16 protein-coding genes, 1 tRNA gene and 1 pseudogene are annotated in these 20,857 nt (G+C 60.3%); 7 read left to right on the forward strand and 11 right to left on the reverse strand.

Going from position 1 to position 20,857, the window contains the following annotated elements; all coding sequences use genetic code 11:
- Nucleotides 1–117 precede the first annotated feature (117 nt).
- The gene (locus ACTG2B_RS09400) at nt 118–978 is read left to right on the forward strand and encodes a PA4780 family RIO1-like protein kinase (protein WP_107684862.1); all 861 of its coding nucleotides are present in this window, start codon (nt 118–120) and stop codon (nt 976–978) included.
- A 60-nt stretch (nt 979–1,038) separates the two neighbouring features.
- On the opposite strand, the gene ACTG2B_RS09405 is transcribed toward ACTG2B_RS09400, so the two are convergent.
- The 3 genes from ACTG2B_RS09405 to ACTG2B_RS09415 form a co-directional block, all read right to left on the reverse strand.
- On the reverse strand, nt 1,039–1,563 hold the full coding sequence (locus tag ACTG2B_RS09405; RefSeq protein ID WP_371167525.1) for a GNAT family N-acetyltransferase: 525 nt from the start codon (nt 1,561–1,563) through the stop codon (nt 1,039–1,041).
- Nucleotides 1,560–2,798, reverse strand: coding sequence for a GGDEF domain-containing protein (locus ACTG2B_RS09410; RefSeq protein ID WP_439995586.1), 1,239 nt, complete (start codon nt 2,796–2,798; stop codon nt 1,560–1,562). The genes ACTG2B_RS09405 and ACTG2B_RS09410 overlap by 4 nt, the downstream gene beginning before the upstream one ends.
- Before the next feature lie 263 nt (nt 2,799–3,061).
- Nucleotides 3,062–3,556, reverse strand: a complete 495-nt coding sequence (locus ACTG2B_RS09415) for a prolyl-tRNA synthetase associated domain-containing protein (RefSeq protein WP_279487568.1) — start codon at nt 3,554–3,556, stop codon at nt 3,062–3,064.
- A 166-nt stretch (nt 3,557–3,722) separates the two neighbouring features.
- Here ACTG2B_RS09415 and ACTG2B_RS09420 point away from each other — a divergent pair, with 166 nt between their 5' ends.
- Both ACTG2B_RS09420 and ACTG2B_RS09425 read left to right on the forward strand, forming a co-directional pair.
- Nucleotides 3,723–6,149 (forward strand): DNA polymerase II, encoded by a 2,427-nt coding sequence (locus ACTG2B_RS09420; RefSeq protein WP_439995587.1) that lies wholly within the window; start codon nt 3,723–3,725, stop codon nt 6,147–6,149.
- A gap of 74 nt (nt 6,150–6,223) precedes the next feature.
- Nucleotides 6,224–6,475: a DinI family protein gene (locus ACTG2B_RS09425; protein ID WP_005333426.1), complete on the forward strand. Its 252-nt coding sequence runs from the start codon at nt 6,224–6,226 to the stop codon at nt 6,473–6,475.
- A 175-nt stretch (nt 6,476–6,650) separates the two neighbouring features.
- Here the strand turns inward: ACTG2B_RS09425 and ACTG2B_RS09430 are convergent, their stop codons facing one another.
- The 5 genes and pseudogenes from ACTG2B_RS09430 to dcuC form a co-directional block, all read right to left on the reverse strand.
- Nucleotides 6,651–7,514, reverse strand: a complete 864-nt coding sequence (locus ACTG2B_RS09430) for a DUF2927 domain-containing protein (RefSeq protein WP_421278568.1) — start codon at nt 7,512–7,514, stop codon at nt 6,651–6,653.
- 26 nt (nt 7,515–7,540) lie between these two features.
- On the reverse strand, nt 7,541–8,044 hold the full coding sequence (locus tag ACTG2B_RS09435) for a M48 family metallopeptidase (RefSeq protein ID WP_005333421.1): 504 nt from the start codon (nt 8,042–8,044) through the stop codon (nt 7,541–7,543).
- 144 nt (nt 8,045–8,188) lie between these two features.
- A complete protein-coding gene (locus ACTG2B_RS09440) occupies nt 8,189–9,832 on the reverse strand; it encodes a hypothetical protein (RefSeq protein WP_439995588.1) in 1,644 nt (547 codons plus the stop codon).
- 189 nt (nt 9,833–10,021) lie between these two features.
- Nucleotides 10,022–11,667 (reverse strand): annotated as a pseudogene (locus ACTG2B_RS09445) (bifunctional metallophosphatase/5'-nucleotidase).
- Between the two features lie 91 nt (nt 11,668–11,758).
- On the reverse strand, nt 11,759–13,111 hold the full coding sequence (gene dcuC, locus ACTG2B_RS09450) for an anaerobic C4-dicarboxylate transporter DcuC (protein WP_005336914.1): 1,353 nt from the start codon (nt 13,109–13,111) through the stop codon (nt 11,759–11,761).
- A 195-nt stretch (nt 13,112–13,306) separates the two neighbouring features.
- On the opposite strand from dcuC, the gene ACTG2B_RS09455 reads away from it, so the two are divergent.
- Nucleotides 13,307–13,771: a hypothetical protein gene (locus ACTG2B_RS09455; RefSeq protein ID WP_236272406.1), complete on the forward strand. Its 465-nt coding sequence runs from the start codon at nt 13,307–13,309 to the stop codon at nt 13,769–13,771.
- Between the two features lie 183 nt (nt 13,772–13,954).
- Nucleotides 13,955–14,551: a DUF922 domain-containing protein gene (locus tag ACTG2B_RS09460; RefSeq protein WP_064335946.1), complete on the forward strand. Its 597-nt coding sequence runs from the start codon at nt 13,955–13,957 to the stop codon at nt 14,549–14,551.
- A 95-nt stretch (nt 14,552–14,646) separates the two neighbouring features.
- Here ACTG2B_RS09460 and mnmC read toward each other — a convergent pair whose 3' ends face one another.
- Nucleotides 14,647–16,665, reverse strand: a complete 2,019-nt coding sequence (gene mnmC / locus ACTG2B_RS09465; protein ID WP_247822714.1) for a bifunctional tRNA (5-methylaminomethyl-2-thiouridine)(34)-methyltransferase MnmD/FAD-dependent 5-carboxymethylaminomethyl-2-thiouridine(34) oxidoreductase MnmC — start codon at nt 16,663–16,665, stop codon at nt 14,647–14,649.
- A 90-nt stretch (nt 16,666–16,755) separates the two neighbouring features.
- On the opposite strand from mnmC, the gene fabB reads away from it, so the two are divergent.
- Nucleotides 16,756–17,967: a beta-ketoacyl-ACP synthase I gene (gene fabB / locus ACTG2B_RS09470; RefSeq protein ID WP_194496353.1), complete on the forward strand. Its 1,212-nt coding sequence runs from the start codon at nt 16,756–16,758 to the stop codon at nt 17,965–17,967.
- Between the two features lie 327 nt (nt 17,968–18,294).
- On the opposite strand, the gene ACTG2B_RS09475 is transcribed toward fabB, so the two are convergent.
- Nucleotides 18,295–19,980 carry an aspartate:alanine antiporter gene (locus ACTG2B_RS09475; protein ID WP_005336899.1) on the reverse strand — a complete coding sequence of 562 codons (1,686 nt, stop codon included), beginning with the start codon at nt 19,978–19,980 and terminating at the stop codon, nt 18,295–18,297.
- 127 nt (nt 19,981–20,107) lie between these two features.
- On the opposite strand from ACTG2B_RS09475, the gene ACTG2B_RS09480 reads away from it, so the two are divergent.
- Nucleotides 20,108–20,272, forward strand: coding sequence for a hypothetical protein (locus tag ACTG2B_RS09480; protein WP_213387073.1), 165 nt, complete (start codon nt 20,108–20,110; stop codon nt 20,270–20,272).
- 470 nt (nt 20,273–20,742) lie between these two features.
- Here ACTG2B_RS09480 and ACTG2B_RS09485 read toward each other — a convergent pair.
- Nucleotides 20,743–20,818, reverse strand: a tRNA-Asn gene (locus ACTG2B_RS09485).
- Nucleotides 20,819–20,857 lie beyond the last annotated feature (39 nt).

Consider the following 20,857-nt stretch of genomic DNA (forward strand, 5'->3'; position numbering starts at 1 on the left):
GAACGGGTGGACAAAAACAGCGCAAACAGGGGATAACAGGGTGTCTTATGAAAGGGAGAGGCAGGTGAGCGTGCGCGGAGCTATCTTCGAGAGCGGAAATAGGGTAAAAGGGCGGCCATGAAAATTCCAAATCGAATCCAACCTCTGGTTGATGACGGCCTGGTCGATGAGGTCGTCAGCCGGTTGATGAGCGGCAAAGAGGCCGACGTCTATGTGGTGCGCTGCGGCGACGAGATCCGCTGCGCCAAAGTCTACAAAGAGGCGTCCAAGCGCAGCTTCAAGCAGGCCGTGGTCTATCAGGAGGGGCGCAAGGTGCGTAACAGCCGCAGCGCTCGCGCCATGGAGAAGGGCTCCAAGTATGGCCGCAAACAGCATGAAGAGGTGTGGCAGAACACCGAGGTCGACGCCCTGTTCAAGCTGGCGGCGGCCGGTGTGCGGGTGCCGCAGCCCTATGTCTGTCTCGATGGCGTCCTCTTGATGGAACTTATCACCGATGAGGATGGCAATGTCGCGCCGCGCCTCAACGATGTGGCGCTTACCCCCGAGCAGGCGGTCATCGACCATGCCAAGGTGATCCGTTACGTGGTGCGGATGCTCTGCGCCGGTCTTATCCACGGCGATCTCTCCGAGTTCAATGTGCTGGTGGATGAACAGGGCCCCGTCATTATCGACCTGCCCCAGGTGGTGGATGCCGCAGCCAACAACCAGGCCAAGGCGATGCTGGAGCGTGACGTAAACAACATGCGCAACTACTACGGCATGTATGCCCCCGAGCTGCTCAAGACCCGTTATGCCCAGGAGATGTGGGCGCTGTTTGAAGATGGCAAACTCACCCCCGAGAGCGAGCTGACCGGTCACTTTGAAGAGAGTCGCGCCGCCATCGATCTCGATTCGGTGCTGCAGGAGATTGAGAGCGCCGAGGAGGAGGCCTATGCCCGTCAGGCCCGGATGAAGGCGGAACAGGAAGACAGCTACTAACGGTCTTGCCACGTTCGCAAAAAGAGCGCCTTCGGGGCGCTCTTTTTATTACTGCCGCGGCTATGGTCGGCTGGGGCAGGGGGCTAGCTGATACATCTCCAGCCAGTTGCGATCCCCCGGATGGAAGCGCCGTCCCAGTAACACGCCACCGGCGGCCGTAATGACCTTGCGGGAAGCCAGATTATCTTCGCCGCAGCTGATCAGCACAGGCGCTGCCAGTACCTGTTGTTGCACCCAGCGCAGCTGCACGGTCGCAGCCCCTTCGCCACGGCGAGAGGGGCGGGTTTCGTAACCGATATGACCCAGCCACTGGCGGGTTGCCTTATTGTCACCGTGACGAAGACGCAGGGTGGCGATGATCTCCTCGCCATCGAGGGCAAAATAGGTGGTGGTCGGCAGGTATCCACTGGGCAAGTTGCGCCCTTTGGCGTGATCCAGCAGGCTCTGTAGCCAGCCGTCCGGGTCAAATTGCGCCACCTGATAGAGCGGCTGTCCGTCCTCGGCGCATTCGGTGACATAGCGCCGGTAAGCCGGGGCATCTGCCAGCCTGGCCGGTCGGCATTGCAGAGCGAGCACTGCGCTCATGACAGGAGCGCGCAGGGCGGCAGCGGTTGCGGCTCGTTGTGGTGCAGCTCCTGTACGCAGGCCCGTTGCCTCCCAGCCTGTTTGGCGGCGTAAAGAGCCTGATCCGCTCGCAGGTAGGCCGCTTCAAATCCCTCGTCAGGGTGCAGCGAGGTGAGGCCGATGCTGAGGCTGATGGGGCCACCGGCCAGCGCCCGGGTCGCCTCGGCGATCTGCTGTTGCAGGCTGTGACAGTAGTCGGGCAGGGTCTGCGGGTCCGCCATCAGCAGCAGGGCCAGCTCATCGCCGCCAAGCCGACCGGCCATGCCCTCGGCAGGTAGGGTATTGGCGATCACCCGACCCACGGCGCGCAGCATGGCATCACCGGCGGGGTGGCCGTGGCGGTCGTTGATCTGTTTGAAGTTGTCCAGATCGATCAGCAGCAGCTGGCCGGGGCCCGTCACCTCGCGGGCACGCAGGGCAACCTGGCGTTCGAAATAGTGGCGGCTGAAGAGGCCGGTCAGCTCATCCTGATTGGCGCGCCGCTCCAGCTTGCGCTGGGTGGCCAGCAAGGCTTGCTGCTGGCGGGTGTGGACCAGGCTCAGCAGCAGATAACTGCGGGCGATGGTAAAGAGCAGGCTGAGCAGGATCACAGGCCCGAGCAGCGGGTCGGTGAAGGAGTTGGCCGCCAGCTCCGGCTGCCAGAGGTGTTTGGCGATCCGCAGCAGTTGCAACAGCAGTTGCAGGCCGAGCAGCAGAATGGCAAAGCGCAGCACCCGATAGACGGGGGCCAGCCGCTGGTAGCGCCAGAGCTGCCAGATAAGCAGCGCAATCTGCAGCGAGAGCACGCCGGAGAGCACGATGATCCGGCTGTGCACATCAAAGAGGGGTTGCTGCAGGGCGGTCAGGGCAAACAAAACGAAACCGCCGAGGGTAACGGCGGGCAGCAGCCAGCCCAGTTGGTCGGCTTCACGGCGAAAGAAGTGGCGCATACCCCGTTCATAGAGCAGGGTGGTCGACATCAACAGCAGGTTGGTGCAGAGAATATTGGCAAGGGATGCATTTCCCTCAAGGGGGCGCAGCAGCAGGCAGCAAAAAGCCCCCGCGATAACCAGTTCCCCCGCTGACCAGTAGATCAATGCCCTGATCTGGCGATGGGTGTGCCACATGGCGGCGAAAATGGTGGCGACCCCCACATGTGACAGCGTGACGAACAGCACCAGACTCAACAACTGGGCCGAGGAAAACAGACTTGGCATCAAGGGGCTCTCTGGGAAGTCACCTGTGAACGAACAGGCGATGGGGTATCGCCCGCTGGCAGTGGCCGATCACAACATGAATCCAACCTATTATCAATGGGTTAAATGGCCGAATGTGCTCACCTCCGACTTCTTGCACGATGGCAACTGCTGACTCGATTTATCAGAGCTCATGGGGGTATTTTATTGTCTTTTCAGTCAATTGTGTTGCGTGAAAGGTGGTTGTGTTGGCGGCAGGGTGAACCCAACCGCCAGACGTTGTGCTAATCGCAGGTTGCAGCAGGCAAGCGCATTACGATGGCCTCCCTGTCCAGATGGGTCAGCAGACGGCGCACGTCGTCGAGGCGGATGATCAGAGTAGCGGTGTTGACCAGCGGATGGCACTGCACCTGTTCGGCCTGCCAGATGGCCTCGTCCACCACCAGCTCTACCGCTTTTTCCCTGTCGCGCACCATGGCGAGCAGGGTTACCGAGCCCGGGGTAAGGCCGAGCACCGCATCGAGTCGCTCGGGGGAGCCAAAGCTCAGCCGTTTGACCCCGAGCATTGCTGCCAGCGCCTTGAGGTCGACCCGGTGCTCCTCCGGACTCACCACCAGAAACAGCCGCTCGCTTTTTGGGTCGCGCAAAAATAGGTTTTTGGTCTTGGCGGCGGGCAGGTCGGGCAGCAGCCTGCTCGCCTCCTCACAGGTAAACACCGGGTGATGATCGACACGCTGGTAGGGGATAGCCAGCTGATCCAGCAGAGAATAGATTGCCACATAGACTCCTTTCGTCGGTGAAGAGTGGTCAGAACGGGATGGGCGGGAATAACGGCCGGATCGAGCTTACCAGTTTGACTCCCGCCTCGCAGCCCGCGTGACGATTGCGAGCAGGCACTGTATGAACGTACAATAGTCCCATTCTCGAACAGCCCTTTTACGCTTCATGACTGCAACCCAGCCCACCGTACCCGCCACTCCGCCCCTCGACGGTTTTATCCTGACCCGCCACGGTCGGGACGTGCGCGGTCGTAACGGGCTGCCTGCAACCACCGAAATCGTGATGTGGCTCTGGAGCGCGCAGGGGCCGGTACGGGTGGTGGTGCCGGGGCAGGAGCCGGTGTTCTTCCTGCCGCAGAGCCATATGGCAGAAGCCGCCGAGCTGTTCAAGGGGGCCGGGGTGAGCGGACGGTTTCGCCGCCTGCCGATGCACACCTTCGACGGTCGCCCTGTGGTGGGCTGCTATTTCGCTACCCTGAGCGCCTTTCACCGCGCCATCGAGCTGCTGCTTATTCGCGGTCTGGAGCACTTCGAGGCGGATATCCGGCTGCCGGAGCGCTTCCTGATGGAACGCTTCATCACCGCTGGCGTGCGCTTTGATGGCCGGGCGGTAAAAAAGGGGGGCAAGCAGGGCTACTGGGAGGTGAACGAGGCGCGCTGCGCGCCGCAGGCGGTGACGCCAACCCTCTCCTGGGTGTCGCTGGATGTGGAGTGCGCCATGGACGGGGCCCTCTTCTCGGTCGGTCTTTACAGCGAGCAGGATGCGCGGGTCATCATGATCGGCACCCCGGAGGCGGATGCCGAGAGCTGGGGCACCCAGGTCCAGTGGGTAGAGGACGAGAGCTCCCTGCTGAGTGCGCTGGAGAGCTGGTTCAGCCTGCATGACCCCGATCTGGTCATCGGCTGGAACGTGGTCAATTTTGATTTTCGCCTGCTGCTACGCCGCGCCGAGCTTAACAAGCGGCGGCTGCGGCTCGGGCGGGGGCGCGAGCTCTGCTTCTGGCGCTCGTCACGGGGCGATCCCCAGACCGGCAACGTTATTATCCCCGGGCGCATGGTGCTCGATGGCATCGATACCCTGAAAAGCGCCACCTGGCAGTTTGCCAGCTACAGCCTGGATGCGGTGGCAAGCGAACTGCTTGGCCGTGGCAAGGATATCGAGGACGTGGCCAATCGGGGGGAGAAGATCACCGAGTTGTTCCACTCCGACAAGGAGGCGCTCGCTCGCTACAACCTGGAAGATTGCAAGCTGGTGTGGGAGATCTTCGATTACTGCCACCTCATCCCCTTTGCCATCGAGCGTGCCTCCCTCACCGGCCTTGAGCTGGACAGGGTTGGGGGCTCGGTGGCGGCCTTTACCAACCTCTATCTGCCGCGGCTCCATCGTGGCGGCTACGTGGCCCCCAATCTGCCGGCCGATGGGGGGTTGGCGAGCCCAGGTGGCTATGTGATGGACTCCAAACCCGGCCTCTATCGCCATGTGCTGGTGCTCGATTTCAAGAGTCTCTATCCCAGCATCATCCGCACCTTCTGCATCGACCCCATGGGACTTATCGAAGGGCTGCAGCATCCCGAGCACGCCATTCCGGGCTTTCGCGGCGCCATGTTCTCCCGCGAGCGGCACTTCTTGCCGGGTCTCATCGCTACCTTGTGGGCGGCGCGGGATCGGGCCAAGGCGGCCAGCAACAAGGCGCTCTCCCAGGCCATCAAGATCATCATGAACTCTTTCTACGGCGTGCTGGGGTCGGGGGGCTGCCGTTTCTATGATCCGCGCCTAGCCTCATCTATCACCCTACGTGGCCACAGCATCATGCAGCAGACCCGCGAGTGGATTGAAGAGAAGGGGTTCGAGGTGATCTATGGCGATACCGACTCCACCTTTGTCCATCTGGGGCGCGAGACCAGCCCGGATGAGGCGGATGAGATCGGCCAGCGACTGGCGCAAATGATCAACGATAACTGGGCTGCACTGATTAGGCGCGAGTTCGACCTGCCGAGTTATCTGGAGATCCAGTACGAGACCCACTATCGCCGCTTTCTGATGCCCACTATCCGCGGGCTGGAGAAGGGGAGCAAGAAGCGCTATGCGGGGCTGGTTGGCAAGGCCAGTGAGGGGAGTGAACAGCTGGTATTCAAGGGGCTCGAATCGGTGCGCACCGACTGGACCATGCTGGCCAAGCAGTTTCAGACCCGCCTCTATGAACTGGTGTTTCACGATGAAGATCCCAGCGGCTATGTGCGCACCATGGTGGATGAGACTCGCGCTGGCCTGCACGACGATCTGCTTATCTACCGCAAACGGCTGCGCCAGAAGCTCGAGGAGTATCAAAAGAATGTGCCGCCCCATGTGCGGGCGGCGCGGCTGGCCGATGAGGAGAACCTGCGCCGCGGGCTGCCCCAGCGCTATCAGCATCGGGGCGCCATCGCCTATCTGATGACCCTCAATGGCCCCGAGCCGCTGGAGTACCGGCGCAGTGCCATCGATTACGAACACTATATCGACAAGCAGTTGCGGCCCATTGCCGATGCCATCCTGCCCTTTATCGGCGAGTCGTTCGACCGGATCTGCGGCCAGCAGCTGGATCTTTTTTGATTGGTGCAAGTTGGCACTTTACTTTCCATGAATACTGGATAAAAATACAGTTATAAATCATGGAGAAGTTTCCTATGCGTCTTGAAATCATCATCGACAGAAAACATCAGATCCCGACCTCGACCATGGAGGCGCTACGTCAGGAGCTGCTCAAGCAGCTTGGCGAAAAATTTCCCGACATCCATGTGCGGGTCGCGCCAGGCAGTGCCATGGCTCTGACCGTCAGCCGTGCCAGCAAGGAAGACAAAGAGCTGGCCGAAGCCATGGTGCAGGAGGTGTGGGAGAACGCCGAGAGCTGGATGCCGGAAGAGAACGTCGCCTCCTGATCCCGCACTGTCAGTGGATAACTCGGGCGTTGGATAAATGGGTTGCTGATAAACGGGCATGCCCGCGAATGATCCGCCGATCCCCGGACAACAAAAACGCAGCCAGGTGGCTGCGTTTTTTGTGGGTGGTGAGAGGTTCGCGGTGGCTTGTCTGACTCTGGGTTGAGCCATGCCGTTACAGTCCCGCCCAGCTTTTCAGGCTCTGCTGCTGCACCCGGCGATTGGCTTCGCGGATCTCCCCTTTGGCGCGCAGATCGGCCAGTGCGATAGGCAGTGCGGCGCGGATCTCGTCACTGCTCATCCCGGCTTTGAGGGCAGGGTGATAGGCCATCTTGAGCAGCACATAGTCGAGGCCGGTCAAAAAGCTGTCGATGCTGTTGTCATTGAAGATGGAGGGAAACACCTTGTCCGAGTCGTTGGGCAGCCCCATCACCTGGGTGAACTCCTCCACCACGCAGTCGAGAAAGCGTCCCTTGGCCCGGCTGTAGTCTACCGGAATGATGATGGTGGCACGGCTGATCTCGTGTTTCGCATTGGTTGCGAAGTTGGCAAGGCAGAGCCCTTCCTTGAGCGCCATCTTGACCGATGGATCCTCCCCCATGGTGCGGTTGGCCCAGCTCTTCATCTTGCTGTAGTCGGTCATGATCAGGGTGAGGTTGGGCTTTGCGGCCACCATGCTGATGGAGTGGCCGGTGATGCGGGCCAGATGGGCCGCCTGTACCTTCACCACGTCGGCCTGCAGCGGCTTGTCACCCGACTCGTTGATAAGTTGCAGCCGGATCGGCTGCTGCCAGCGGGCAAAACGGGTCTGCCTGGCTTCGCCATACTCCCGCTCCATGGCGATGGCCATAAAGCTCTCGGTGAGATAGCTGTCGCTCTGCCAGCGCTCATCGGCACGGGCGCCGTGGCCTGCGAGCAAAAACAGCAGCGCCAGCAGCCCGCGTGACGCGCGGCGGGGATGGGCTGCGCGGCCCATGTTGGCCATTACCAAAGTGGCAATAAAGTGCGTGGCACCAAAGGGGATGGCGGCAAATGACATGTTTCCTCCCTGAAACGGTTGTCAGCCTAGCGGTTGGCCTTGTCGATATCACGCCAGGTGAGCCAGAGCCTGAGATCAAACTCCAGTTGATGATAGTCGGGCTCCATGTGCTGGCAGAGCTGGTAGAAGCTCTTGTTGTGATCCTTCTCTTTGATATGGGCCAGCTCGTGCACCACGATCATTTTCAGGAACGGGGGCGGCGCCTCCTTGAACAGGGCGGCGATGCGGATCTCGTTCTTGGCCTTGAGCTTGCTGCCCTGTACCCGGCTGACGTAGGTGTGCAGGCCGAGGGCATCCTTGATCACGTTGATCTTGCCATCGAACACCACCTTTGACAGGGGCGCCGAGCTCTTGAGGTAGCGGTTCTTCAGCTCCATGGTGTAGGCAAGCAGCGCCTTGTCGCTCTGGATCTGGTGGCTTTCCGGATAGCGTTTGGCCAGCATCTCCCCCAGCTTGCCTGCCGCAATCAGCTGCTGTACCTGTGCCTTGAGAGGGTCGGGATAGCCGCCCAGATAAGTCAGTTCCGCCATGGTGTCACTCGTTACATCAAAAAGAGCGTCATTGTAGTTATCTCGGGCGGGCTTGCCTACTGCGGGCCGCTGCTGCAAGGGGTTCTGGCGCAAGAAAAAGGGCGGCCATTGCAACAATGGCCGCCCTGCGGGGCGTATTGACGATCAGCGTCGGCGATAGAGACCCGGATCCACCTCTTCGTAGTGGCTGGTCAGGTATTGATAGAAGGCGAGATGGGAAGGGGTGCTCGGTTTTTTCAGCTCCTCGCTCACCCGATCCGGCTTGGCGATGATGAACTTCGGATTCTGGCGCTGGATATCGGCCAGCACTCGCTCGCGCACGTCATAGGGCGGATTGACGTTGGCAAAGAAGAGGTAGGCGGACGCCGGCTGGCGATCGGTCCAGAGATAATATTGCGGCTGGATGCCATCGACCCAGATCTTGTCGCTCGGGACTGTCTCGGCCTTGATGCGATCAACCCGTACCTGCGCGGCCGGATTGAAAGGGCGACCCTTGAGGGTGCCTTCCCAGGCGTTGTTGATCATCAGCAGCAGCATGGCCAGCGTTGCCAGCCAGGGGGTGGCACTGCGCACATCCCAGGCGCGCCAGAGGGGGATGAGGATCAGCACAGGCAGCGCCCACAGCAGGCTGGTGCCGAGCACCTCGTTGACCCGCTCGAGGGACCACTCCTTGGTGCTCCAGCCAAAGGCGAGTTGCTGGGCCAGCAGCCAGCTGGCGGTGAGCACCACCAGCGAGATGCAGAGCAGGCCGATGGCATCTGCCTGCTGTTCGCTGCGATCCAGCAATACCGCCAGCGGCAGCACCGCCAGTTGCAGATAGAGCACGTCGTAGTGATCGAACACATGGCCGGAGACCGAGTTGGCGATCAGGGTGAACAGTACCCCAAACAGGGTTGCCAGCAGGGCGGGCAGATACCACTCCTGACGGCGGCTCAGCATCAGAATGATGAAGGCGGGCAGCAGCATGATAAGGCCGGTGCGCAGCAGGCCGACGGCGCCCACCATGGGGGAGAAGCCATTGCCGTAGCTCCCCTCGAAGAAGATGTCGAATGCGTAGTATTTGAAGGCTGCCAGCAGGTCATGCTGCTGGAAGTAGGCGTAAAGCGGGCCGCCAATCAGCGCCAGACCCAGCAGGCTGGAGATGAGCAGCAAGATGGCGTCACGCCACTTCTCGTGCAGGCACCAGTGGCAGAACAGCACCAGATACCAGGCGCCCCAGAAGGCGCCGTTGTTGGTGCGCATCCAGGCGACGATGGCGAAGGTAAGGGCCGCCACCAGTGCCGGCCACCAGCGAAATCCCTTGTCCAGCAGCAGGGTAATGAATGCCCACTGGGCGATGAGGGCGAGGTGGAAGGTCCAGTCCTCGGTCATGTTGCCGTAGTAGTAACGGGTGCCGTAGAGAGCCAGCACCGCCAGCATGGCGCCAAGGCGCGCCTTGAACGAGAGTCCGAGCTGGGCAAAGGCCTGCCAGCTGGCCAGCAATCCGAGCCAGCAGAGCACCCACTCCAGTGTCCAGATCCCGACAAATCCCCCCATTCGATAACCCAGCGCGTCGAGAGCGAAGATCATCGGCCCCTTGATGTCGATCATGTCGCGATAGAGCACGCCCCCTTCGCTCCACATCTTGCCCATCACCGCGAACAGCGAGGCATCAAAGCCCGGCGCCATGGCGTGGAAGAGCGGGTTGCGCAGACAGAAGAGCAGCGCCAGCAGGGCGGTCAGCAGCACGATGGCTGGCTTGATACCCGGGTTGACGCGAGGGGGAGTGAAACGGATGGAGTGATTCATGAAGTCGCCTGTTCCTGCAGCTGGTCTTGAAAGCGGGCCTATCTTGCCGAGCTAGTGAGTGCGATGCAATGGGGCGGGCCCGTGTGGGGCAAATATTCTCGAAAAAGCCCGGTTCTTGCAGGGAACCGGGCGCTGGCTGCGGCAATTTTGGCCGTCAGGGGGATGTGGCAAAGCCATTCCCCCTCTGCATCAACTGAGGTACTCAAGCAGGGGCGGCTGCGCTTCCAGTGTCGGCAGGTGACGGGCCCAGCGGATAAAGGCGTCGGCCAGGGTGATGCCGAGCTCCTGATTGTGCTGGGTCAGGGTACGCGCCAGTGCGGTGTAACCCTCCTTGCCGGAGGCGGTATAGGCGCTCGACACCCCGCGATAGACCTGTTCGGCATTGACCGCTTGCCACTGGCCGGGGGCGGCCTCCCACTCCAGTCGGGTGATGCGCTGACCCTTGGGCCGATCGGCCTGATAGGTGAATCGCACCCCCGCGGTGTAGGGGAAGCTGCCATTGCCATTGCCGACCACGCCGTTGTTGGTGGCGTTGTCGATGGCATTCTCCAGCGCTTCCGCCAACTCGTGACCGTGCACCCGATAGAGGGTGAGGGGAATGGCAAACGGCAGCAGGCGACCGGCGATATCTGCTTCGCTCAGGGGGCCCGGCTCCAGCGAGCAGCGCACGCCGCCAGCATTGTGCAGGGCAAAGTCCACCTCGCCTACCTGTTCACGAGCGGCGGTCAGCATGGCGCGGGCCACCAGCGGGGCGAGCTGGCTGCCGTGGGGCAGGGTGGTATCCGGCAGTCGCTGATGGGGCAGTGGCGCCGCCAGTCGGGTGACGATGCGCTGGCTCATGGTTTCAATCTCCGGCCGATAGCGTTTGGCCAGATGTTGTTCAAGCTGTGGATCCGGCTCGCAGAAGGTGAGCCCGACAGGTGGGGGGAGGCAAACGGCCAGGGCTGCCAGGGAAGCCACTCCAGCTGCCCCTGACTCTGCACAACACGGCCCGCCTCATCGAAGGTGAGCTCGCAGACACCGAGGCAGAGGGCGCTGTGGCCAGCATGCAAAATGGCCACCCCGTTGTTCACCAGCGGATAGCTGCCTTCGCTTGGCAGACCCAGCGGCGCGAGATCGCCGAGCAGGCTGTGGGTGTGGCCACCGATGATGAGGCTGAGCTCGGGGAAGCGCTCGGCCAGCAGCTTGTCCTGATCCAGCCCGAGGTGGCTCAGCAGCACGATATGCTGGATCCCTTCGCGCTTGATCTCCCGCAGCACCCGGGTGAGGGTGTCGGCGACCGCGTGGAAACGGGTGTGGGGATCCGGGTTGGCGATGGCAGCCATCTGGGCGAGGGTGATGCCGAGCAGCGCAAAGGGAACCCCGTCGATCACCTGACGATGCCAGGGCTGATGGGCGTCGTAGAGGTGGGGAATATCCCACAGCCCAAGTGGCGTGTCGGCTGGCTCCTGACTGTTGTCCAGATTGGCGGCCAGCACCGGAAAATCGAGCTGGCGCAAGAACTCCACCAGCGGGCCATTGCCCAGATCGAATTCGTGGTTGCCAAGTACCATGGCATCGGGGGCCAGCATGGCGAGCAGGTCGGCGTTGGCGCGCCCTTTGAAGCGGTTGAAATAGAGAGAGCCCTGAAAGGAGTCGCCACCGTGCAGAAACAGAAAACGCTGGCCAGCTGCTGCGGCTTTGGCACGCAGTTGGGTCAGTCGGGTCAGGATCCGGGCATAACCGCCGCACTGGGTGCGCCATTGGCCTTCACCGACAGGGGAGAAGCTCATGGGCGCGCCATCGAAGTGGGAGTGGCAATCACTGAAATGGGCAAGTTGAACCGTAATACTCATCTCGGTCCTCCTTAGGGGGAAAATGAGCACCGAGTCTACTGCAAAGGGGGGGGAGGATACCAGCCCGGCAGGGTGCCGGGCTGGTCAGCGATCAGGCGGGAACCATGATCTGGGTGGCGACGATCACCACCAGCAGGCCGACGGCGACCGGCATACTGGTGCGCTTGACCACTTCGAACGGCGAGAGCTTGCCCATCCCGGCACAGGCGACCACCACCCCGGAGACCGGAGAAATGGTGCGACCCAGGTTGGAGGCTTGCAGCATGGGAATCACCAGATAGGCCGGGTTAATGCCAAGGCTGCTGGCCAGATTGGGGATCAGCTCTACGAAGGCGTAGAAGGGGGCATTGCCCGAGCCGGTGGTGAAGGCGGCCAGGGTGGTGATCACCACCAGTGACAGCATCATGATCAGGCCGCCGGAGCCGAGATCCTGCGCGTGAGCCAGCAGGGTGTCGATAAAGCCGATGGTCATCAGACCCTGGGCGAAGACGCCGGCACCGACCAGCAGCATGACCACACCGGCAAAGGCATCAGCCATGTTGCGCCAGCAGACCTGCAGACCGTCCAGCAGCTCCTTGCCATTGCGGATACGCACGAGTTCCAGCAGGCTGGCCAGCACCATGCACATGACGATGATGGTGACGATATCCAGCTGCGGACCCCATTTGCCGTCAAACACCAGCACCCCGATGATGGGGGTAAAGGGCAGGATGGCGTAGAAAGCGGGGGCGGTAGTCACCAGATCACCCGGTGCGACCGGCTCGTTGTGCTCACCGGATTTTTGGTCAAGGTAGCGCTGCCAGAAGAAGTGGGTCACCGCCATGCAGGCGATTGCCACCAGCGAGATGGGCAGGGTCAGCTTGAAGGCAAAATCCAGCAGCGGCATGTTGGCGGCCTGGGCGGCCATCACCACGTCCCCTGAGGTCGGTGCCAGAATGATGGCGGCCGGCGAGGCGCACACGGCCGCAGCCGCGCCACGGGAGATCCCCATGTTGACCATCAGCGGGAACAGGGTGGCCATCAGCAGCACGCCGAGGCCGGTAGCGGAGCTGACCGCCAGCGACATGGCGCAGGCCACCAGATAGGCAGCCACCAGCAAGATATAGGGGGACTTGATGATGCCGAGCGGTTTGCTGGCCAGCTTGACCAGAATGGTGTTGGCGCCGATATGGCTCATGTAGCCGGCGAAGCCGCACAGCACCATGATCAGCATCCCCAGTCCACCGCCACGGTCATTGAGCAGGAAGCGGACGTATTCGAAGATATCGGTTGCGATATAGCCGGTGCTGACCACCTTGCTCGGCAGTACCGGCTTGCCCATCATGGCGGTGATGACCAGCAGCAGCAAGCCGCCGCTCAGCAGCACCCCGGTCGCGGAGTATCCTTTGAAAATGGCACGGCCCACCACCAGGGTGACCAGGGTGCCAACGATGAGTTCCAGCATATGTTGCCTTCTGATTGGATGAGAGTGGAGGGAGTCTATTCCGATAGGGGTAGAGTGGCGACTGGAAACAGGATGTTGTGTGAGCTAAATCAACGTTTAACCCCATGAACAGAATTAAAGAAAGGTAAAGGTACTTTACCCAGCGGGTTTGGCTACCTACCCTTGCCAGCCTTGGTTGTCTTTTGAGGCTTTTATATGGTGGCTGGTGATTTTTCAGGCATTAAACGCTCTATTTTCCTGCTTGCGATGCTATTTTCACCTACTTGCGTGTTTGCGGTAACCAATGACGGTTTTCATCAAACCGGTCCTCATCAGGCGGTCGCCATGCGGCGTCTCATGGCTCCTCACTCTTACGGTGTACTGGTGGTTGCCGAGGGGAACAGACCCCGTTTTGCCGCGCTGGCATCCAAAACCACCGAAGCAAACTGCCTGGCCCGTCATGCCATCCGGGTAGATGGGGTCGCGTTGCTGGTCACTCCGAGATTCTATGCCAAAGAGGGAAAACGGGGACTTTGCGAGCTGTGGCTCAATGAGGGGGCAGATCAGGACTTTTTTGCCAACCGTCTTAAAAATGATCATTTTATTCAGATAGATGGTCATGACATCAATGTGAAAAACTATCACCTCGACTGGCAGCGCATCAGCCGTCATGCTCAATAAAAATACAGTTTTGGCCTTGTGCCATACTCTGCTCACGCAAGCTGTGAGCGTGCTCTGATTTCTGGGTGCATCATTGTATTGCGCCGCCTCGTCGTCACACATAGGCTATACCCGTCATCTGTGTGGCGGTGGGGTTCACCAAGGTTGGTACTCCGCCCGTGCAATCAAGGAAGGTAGTCTGGCATGGTCAGCAAGGTTTATGGAGTAGTGGGGGTCGGGTTGTTGCTGTTGCCCCTGATGAGTCAGGCTCAGCCGAGCCGGCCGCAAGTGGTGCCAGAGTCCCGCATCAATGTCCGTTTTTATGAGGTCAATGCAACCAGTCCGGAGCAGCTTGCCCGGGCGATTGCCCAGAGTGCTCCCAAGGTGAATGGCAAGCCCGTACTCGGCAAGGCGAGTTATCAAGTGGACTGGCAGCTGGATACCGAGCAGTTGCCGGGTCGCTGCCAGCTCAACCGGGTGACGGTGACCACCAACGCCACTGTGTTGCTGCCCCGCTGGCGTCAGAGCGCGAACAGTAACGATCCTGCCCGCCAGCGCTGGGGGCGGCTGCTCTCCAGCATGTTTGACTACGAATCCCGCTTCAAGGAGATGGTGCTGCAAGGGGCCAATCAGGTGGGTGGCGCCATTGCGGGATTACCCGGTCATGCAGATTGCCAGGCGCTGCGCTATGCCGCGTGGGCAGCGGGCAGTGGCGAGCTGAACAAGATCAAGGGACGGCTCGACGGATTCCAGCGTCAGACAGGTTACGGCGAACAGCTCGGGGTGCACTGGCCCAAGTAAGCGCTATCTCAAGACGCAATATTCAGCATCGCACGATTTGATAAATAGAATGGCCGCCTGATGGGCGGCCATTCTATTTGTTTGCAGAGTCCGGTTCAGACCAGCGCTTTGCCCTTGAGCAGCTTGCGTACCCAGTAACGGGCAGGGTGGAGCGCTTCCAGCAGATCGGCGGCCAGCGGTAGGGGATCGCCGCAGATCTCGCTGGCGAGCTGCTCGCCACAGAGCGGCGCCGAGCAGAGGCCCCGCGAGCCGAGCGCCCCCAGCACATAGAGGCCGGGGTGAAGGGGGAGTGGCTGGGCGTTGTGCTGATCATGCTGCAGTTGCGCATAGTGATCCGCCAGACCTTGCAGTCTGGCCACTGGCCCCACCACCGGCAGGTGATCCCGGCTGGCACAACGCACCCCCACGCGCGCCTCGTTGCCGCTCACATCCACCTCGGCTGGCCAGGTTTGCTCCGGCAGGCAGGCTTGCAACCGCACCTGATTCTGGATTTGCTCCTCGACACGAAAATCAAGGCTGCTCTGATTGCGGCCATAGCTGGCACCGATGCAGTGGTGAGCGTTGTGCATTGGCGTGAGGTAGCCATCGTAGCAGAGCACGGTCTTGAGCTGACGCAAGCTGGCCGTGGTCGGCACATGGCTCACCTGACCGCGCACCGGATAGAGCGGCAGCTCGGCAAAGGGGAGCAATGCTGGCAACTGGTGACCGGCAGCGACCACCAGATTGGGGGCCTGCCAGTGGCGGCCGTCCTGGCTCTCTATGTGCCAAGCATCTGTCTGCTCGGCAATGGCAACCACCTCGGTGTTGAACACCACCTCAAGCAGGCCGCTGGCTTGCGCCTCTTTCAGGGCGGCTCGGGTGAGATCGGCCGGACAGAGCCAGCCCCCCAGCGGGTAACTGACGCCGCTGTGGCCACAGGGCAGGCCAACCACCTGCTCTACCTCTGCTGTAGAGAGGGGATGCATCAGTTCGGACGGGAAGGGGCCCTGGCTCATTTTCGCCAGCTTGGCTGCCGATTTGTCGTCATAGCCGAGCTGGGTCACTCCACATAATTCGAAAGCGATAGGATGGCGTTCGGCCAACGCCAGCAGCCGTTGGCGGGCATAGCCAAAGGCGAGCGAATAGAAGCGTGACAGGGCATCGTGCTCGCCGTTGAGCAGGGGATAGAGCGCCCCCTGGCGGTTGCCGGAGGCGCCGGTGGCCGGTTCGCCATCTGCACACAGCAACGTCACCTTGCGACCCCGCTCCACCAGAGAGAGCGCCGTCATGGCCGAGGCGATGCCGCCGCCGATGATCACCACCTCGCCAGTGCGTCCGGCAGGACGGGCATACCAGGGGGCGATGGTCTGCTGCGGCTGCTTGTCGGTGCGATCCCCCACCAGCATCTCCCGCTTGCTGCCGTGGCCCTTCACCTTCTTCATGGCAAAACCGGAGGCAATCAGGCCACGACGGACAAAACCGGCACAGGTAAAGGTGGCGATGGAGCAATCGGGACGGGCGAGGCGAGCGAGACCATCAAACAGTTCCTGTGTCCACATCTCCGGGTTCTTGGCCGGGGAGAAACCATCCAGATACCAGGCGTCCACCAGACCTTCTGCCCGGTGAGGCACCTGCGGCAGCATATCCTTGATGTCGCCAAACCAGAGATCGAGGCGAATGCGGCCACCCGCAAAATGAAGGCGGTGGCAACCGGAAACCGGCAGCGGCCATTGGGCGACAAGATCCTGACTCAAGTGGCCAAGTTCAGGCCAGGCGGCCAGCGCCTTGCGCAGATCGTCTTGGGTCAGGGGGTATTTCTCGAAACTGATGAAGTGCAGACGGGAGCCGTTACCGGATTGGGGCGCCTGTTCCAGGAAGGCTTGCATTGTCGCCAGAAAGTTAAGGCCTGTGCCGAAACCTGTTTCACCTATCACGAAACTGTCACTATCGTGGTGCGAAAATCGCGCAGGTAGCCGGTTTTGCTGCAAAAAGACGTAGCGGGTTTCACTTAGACCGTTATCATTGGAAAAGTACACATCCCCGAAGTCACTGGAGACAGGAGTTCCCGCTTCATTCCAGTCCAATCGGGCATGATGTAAGGATGTTTGACTCACGTTTTCCTCGGCTCGCGTCACAAAATCGCGGGCATTCTACGTGAAAGCAGACCAGTTTGGCAGCCGAAAGCGGGTAGACTTGGCGCCAGTTTTTCCAGACGAGATGAATTAATGAGAAGAGCAGTGATCACCGGTATCGGCGTCATCTCCAGTATCGGCAACAACAAGGAAGAAGTGCTGGCCTCCCTGAAAGCAGGTAAATCCGGCATCACCTATTCCGAGCAGTTCGAGCAGCACAACCTGCGCAGCCGTGTCTGGGGTAACATCAAACTCGATCCGTCTGAACTGATCGACCGTAAAGTCATGCGTTTCATGGGCGACGCTGCGGCCTACGCCTACCTCTCCATGCAGCAGGCCATTGAAGATGCCGGTCTGGCGGAAGATCAGGTCTCCAACGAGCGTACCGGCCTGGTGGTCGGTTCAGGTGGTGCCTCCGGCAAGAACACCTCGGAATCTGTGGATATCGCCCGCGAGAAAGGGGTCAAGCGTGTGGGTCCTTACATGGTGCCACGCACCATGTCTTCCACCACCTCTGCTTGCCTCGCGACCCCGTTCCAGATCAAGGGTGTCAACTACTCCATCAGCTCAGCTTGCGCCACCTCTGCGCACTGCATCGGTCACGCGCTTGAGCTGATCCAGCTTGGCAAACAGGATGTGGTCTTCGCCGGTGGCGGTGAAGAGCTGGACTGGTCCTCTACCATCCAGTTTGACGCCATGGGTGCCCTCTCCACCAAGTACAACGACACGCCGGAACAAGCGTCCCGTACCTATGATGCGAACCGCGACGGTTTCGTTATCTCCGGTGGCGGCGGCATTCTGGTGATCGAAGAGCTGGAACATGCGCTGGCCCGTGGCGCTCACATCTATGCCGAGCTGACCGGTTACGGTGCTACCTCCGATGGCTATGACATGGTCGCGCCGAGCGGTGAAGGCGCGGTGCGTTGCATGAAGATGGCGATGCAGGGTGTCGGCAAGGTTGATTACATCAACACCCACGGTACCTCCACTCCGGTCGGTGATACCAAAGAGCTGGAAGCTATCCAGACGCTGTTTGGCGCCAACGGTCCCAAGATCTCTGCCACCAAGGCGATGACCGGCCATGCGCTGGGCGCTGCGGGCGTGCACGAGGCTGTCTACTCCCTGTTGATGATGGAACACGGCTTTATCGCCCCCAGCATCAACATCGAGACTCTGGACGAGAAAGCGGAAGGTCTGCCCATCGTGCGCGAGTACGAAGCGGCCGAACTCAACACTGTCATGTCCAACAGCTTCGGCTTTGGCGGTACCAACGCCTCCCTGGTGTTCAGCAAGTTCAAAGGCTGATATCCGGTTGATATGAAAAAAGCGCCTCAGGGCGCTTTTTTTTGTCTTCGGGATCTACCATCACTCATTGCAGAGCAGAGCAGAGCAGAGCAGAGCAGAGCAGAGCAGAGCAGAGCAGAGCAGAGCAGAGCAGAGCAGAGCAGAGCAGAGCAGAGCATCGGCAATTGTGGAATAGGAAGAGTGGGTTGGTGGCAGAGTTCAGTGCAGATGGAGGGGGGGAGGTGACATCACACCAATGAGCCTGATCTACATCTCTCTAGCGGGGCAGATAGCAAGAAGGGAGCCTGAGGCTCCCTTCTTTGTTAGCGGTAATGTGATGGGTACTGGCTAGAACCAGAAGCCGATGATAAAGGAGCCCGCCAGCGTCAGCATCACGTTGGCCACCGCATAGGTACCGGCATAACCGAGCGCCGGAATGGAGCTGTTGGCTGCCTCGTTGACCACATCCATCGCCGGGGCACAGGTACGGGCACCTGTGATGGCACCGAGCAGCAGTGCCGGGTTCATCTTGAGCACCCAGACCCCGAACAGATAGCCTACCAGCACCGGCAAGGTGGTCACCAGCATGCCGGAGAAGAGCACTACCGTACCCACCTCGCTGAGGTGGTCGAGGATGCCGCCACCAGCTTTCAGGCCCGTACTCACCATAAAGACCGCCAGACCGAGATCCTTGGCCAATCTGAGCGCGCCTGGCGGCACGTAGCCGACCGTCGGGTGGTTGGCCCGCAGGTAACCCATCAAAATGCCCGCCAGCAGCAGGCCGACGGCGTTGCCGAGGCCGAATTCGATCTGACCGAACACCAGCGAAACGGAGCCGATCAGCAGGCCGAGTACGAAGAAGGTGGTGAAAGCCACCAGATCTGTGGTCTGGCTGTGGATGCTGATAAAGCCGATCTTGTTGGCCAGCAGTTTGACCCGCTGCTTCTCGCCACTGATCTGCAGCACGTCGCCCTTTTGCAACATGATGTTGCGATCGAACGGCATCTCGATTTGGGAGCGCACCACCCTGTTGAGGAAGCACCCTTTCTCGGTGAGGTTGAGCTCCACCAGATGGCGGCCGACCACGGAGTCGTTTTTCACCACTATCTCTTCGGTGACGATCTGCAGGTCAAGCAGGTTGCGATCAAACACCTCTTTACCGTTGCGGTAGTTGACGTCCAGCTTCTCGTGGCTCTCGGGATAGCCCACCAAGGCGATCTCGTCCCCTTCCTGAATGACGGCATCGCCATCGGGGCTTGCGAGAATGCCGTTGCGGCGGATCCGCTCTACATAGCAACCGGTATGGGGATAGATGCCGGTCTCTCGCAGGGTACGACCACCGATCCATGCTGCCAGCTCGGGACCAACCCGATAGGCGCGGATGATGGGCAGATAGGTCTTGCGACTCTCGCTGTCGGAGAGACCCCGCTCGCGGGCGATTTTTTGCGCCTCGGTATTGAGGTCGAGGCGTGCCAGCGATGGGAGATAGCGCACCACCAGCATCAGGCCCACCAGACCCACCAGATAGGTCAGGGCGTAGCCGATGCCCATATTGTCGAGCACCGCCTGCATGTCGGTCTGATGGGGCAGGTTGAGAAGACCGCTGCGCAAGGCATCTTGGGCGCCCACCAGCGCCGGGGTCGAGGTGAGGGAACCCGCCAGGATCCCCGCTGCCATGCCCGGCCCCAGATTGAAGAACTTGGCGAGCCCCACCGTCAGCAACAGGGCGGTCAGCAAAATCACCAAGGTCAGGGTGATGTAGTGGATGCCGTCGCGCAGGAAGACGCTGAAGAAGTGAGGGCCCGCCTCGATCCCCACACAGAAGATGAACAGCATAAAGCCGACGTTTTCAGTGGTGGCTGCAAATTCGAAGCCCATCTGGCCGAACAGCAGGGCGGTAAACAGCACACCTATGGTGTTGCCAATCTGAAAGTTGCCAATTCGCACCTTGCCAAGCAGCAGGCCGAAGGCCAATACCACGAACAGCAGCAGGGAGTCGCTTTGATGTAGCAGTGTCACGAAATCTATGGTCATGCCCGGAAAAACCGAGGAAAAAAGTGGGGTCGATATTGTGCCGGATCTATCCCCAATAAAGAAGCGCAAGGGAGCGATTAATCGGACGCTATTTGTGGAACCGGCGGCGTGATAGGGAGACAAGCGGATGAAATCTGGCAATTTTTGCTGTAACCGTCGTTGTCAATTAGTGAAATCTGCTGCCCGCGACCGAAGCGCTCTGGCGCAGGACGATTTTTTAGATTCTGCTGTCCGACCGCTTGGCGGGGATCAGTTTCAGCAGATTCAACCGATGGCCGCCATGGTTGGCTGAGGGGTAAATCAGCTTGATATTTACCCGCTCGCCCACGGGGCATGGGTTGGCAAAAAGATGCTTCTGAAAAGTGCCAATAGAGCCTGTCACTAGGTGGTTCCGGAGGGAGCAAAAAACAGCATAAAATCAGGTTGGCCAGCAAAATGACTCTTCGCCGGGGGCCATCAAGGGCAATCCCGCGTCCTGACAGGGCTTGCTGCACTTACCCACAGAATCTGTGGATAACCCTGTTCATGAAACTTGTTCATCGCCCTGAAAGCCGCGCCAGCACTGGGATGCAAGGGCTGTTCAAAAAATACCGGAAGAAAAATGTTTGTATAAAAATCAAATAGTTAGATGCGACAGGAGAAAATTCTGTCGAGCCGGAACGGGTAACAAAAGGGAGCGTCAGCAGCAAGAAGGGTCTTGTGCATTAAAATTGGCAGGAGAGGGCACTAAAGTGGATAACTTGCACCGAGATGGTGAGGAATTGGCTCCCCCGACTGGACTTGAACCAGTGACATACGGATTAACAGTCCGCCGTTCTACCGACTGAACTACGGGGGAACATCAGGCAAGGAGGAACATCATACAGAAGGTGTCCTG

Source organism: Aeromonas sp. 30P, from assembly GCF_051919805.1.
Lineage (GTDB): Bacteria > Pseudomonadota > Gammaproteobacteria > Enterobacterales > Aeromonadaceae > Aeromonas > Aeromonas veronii.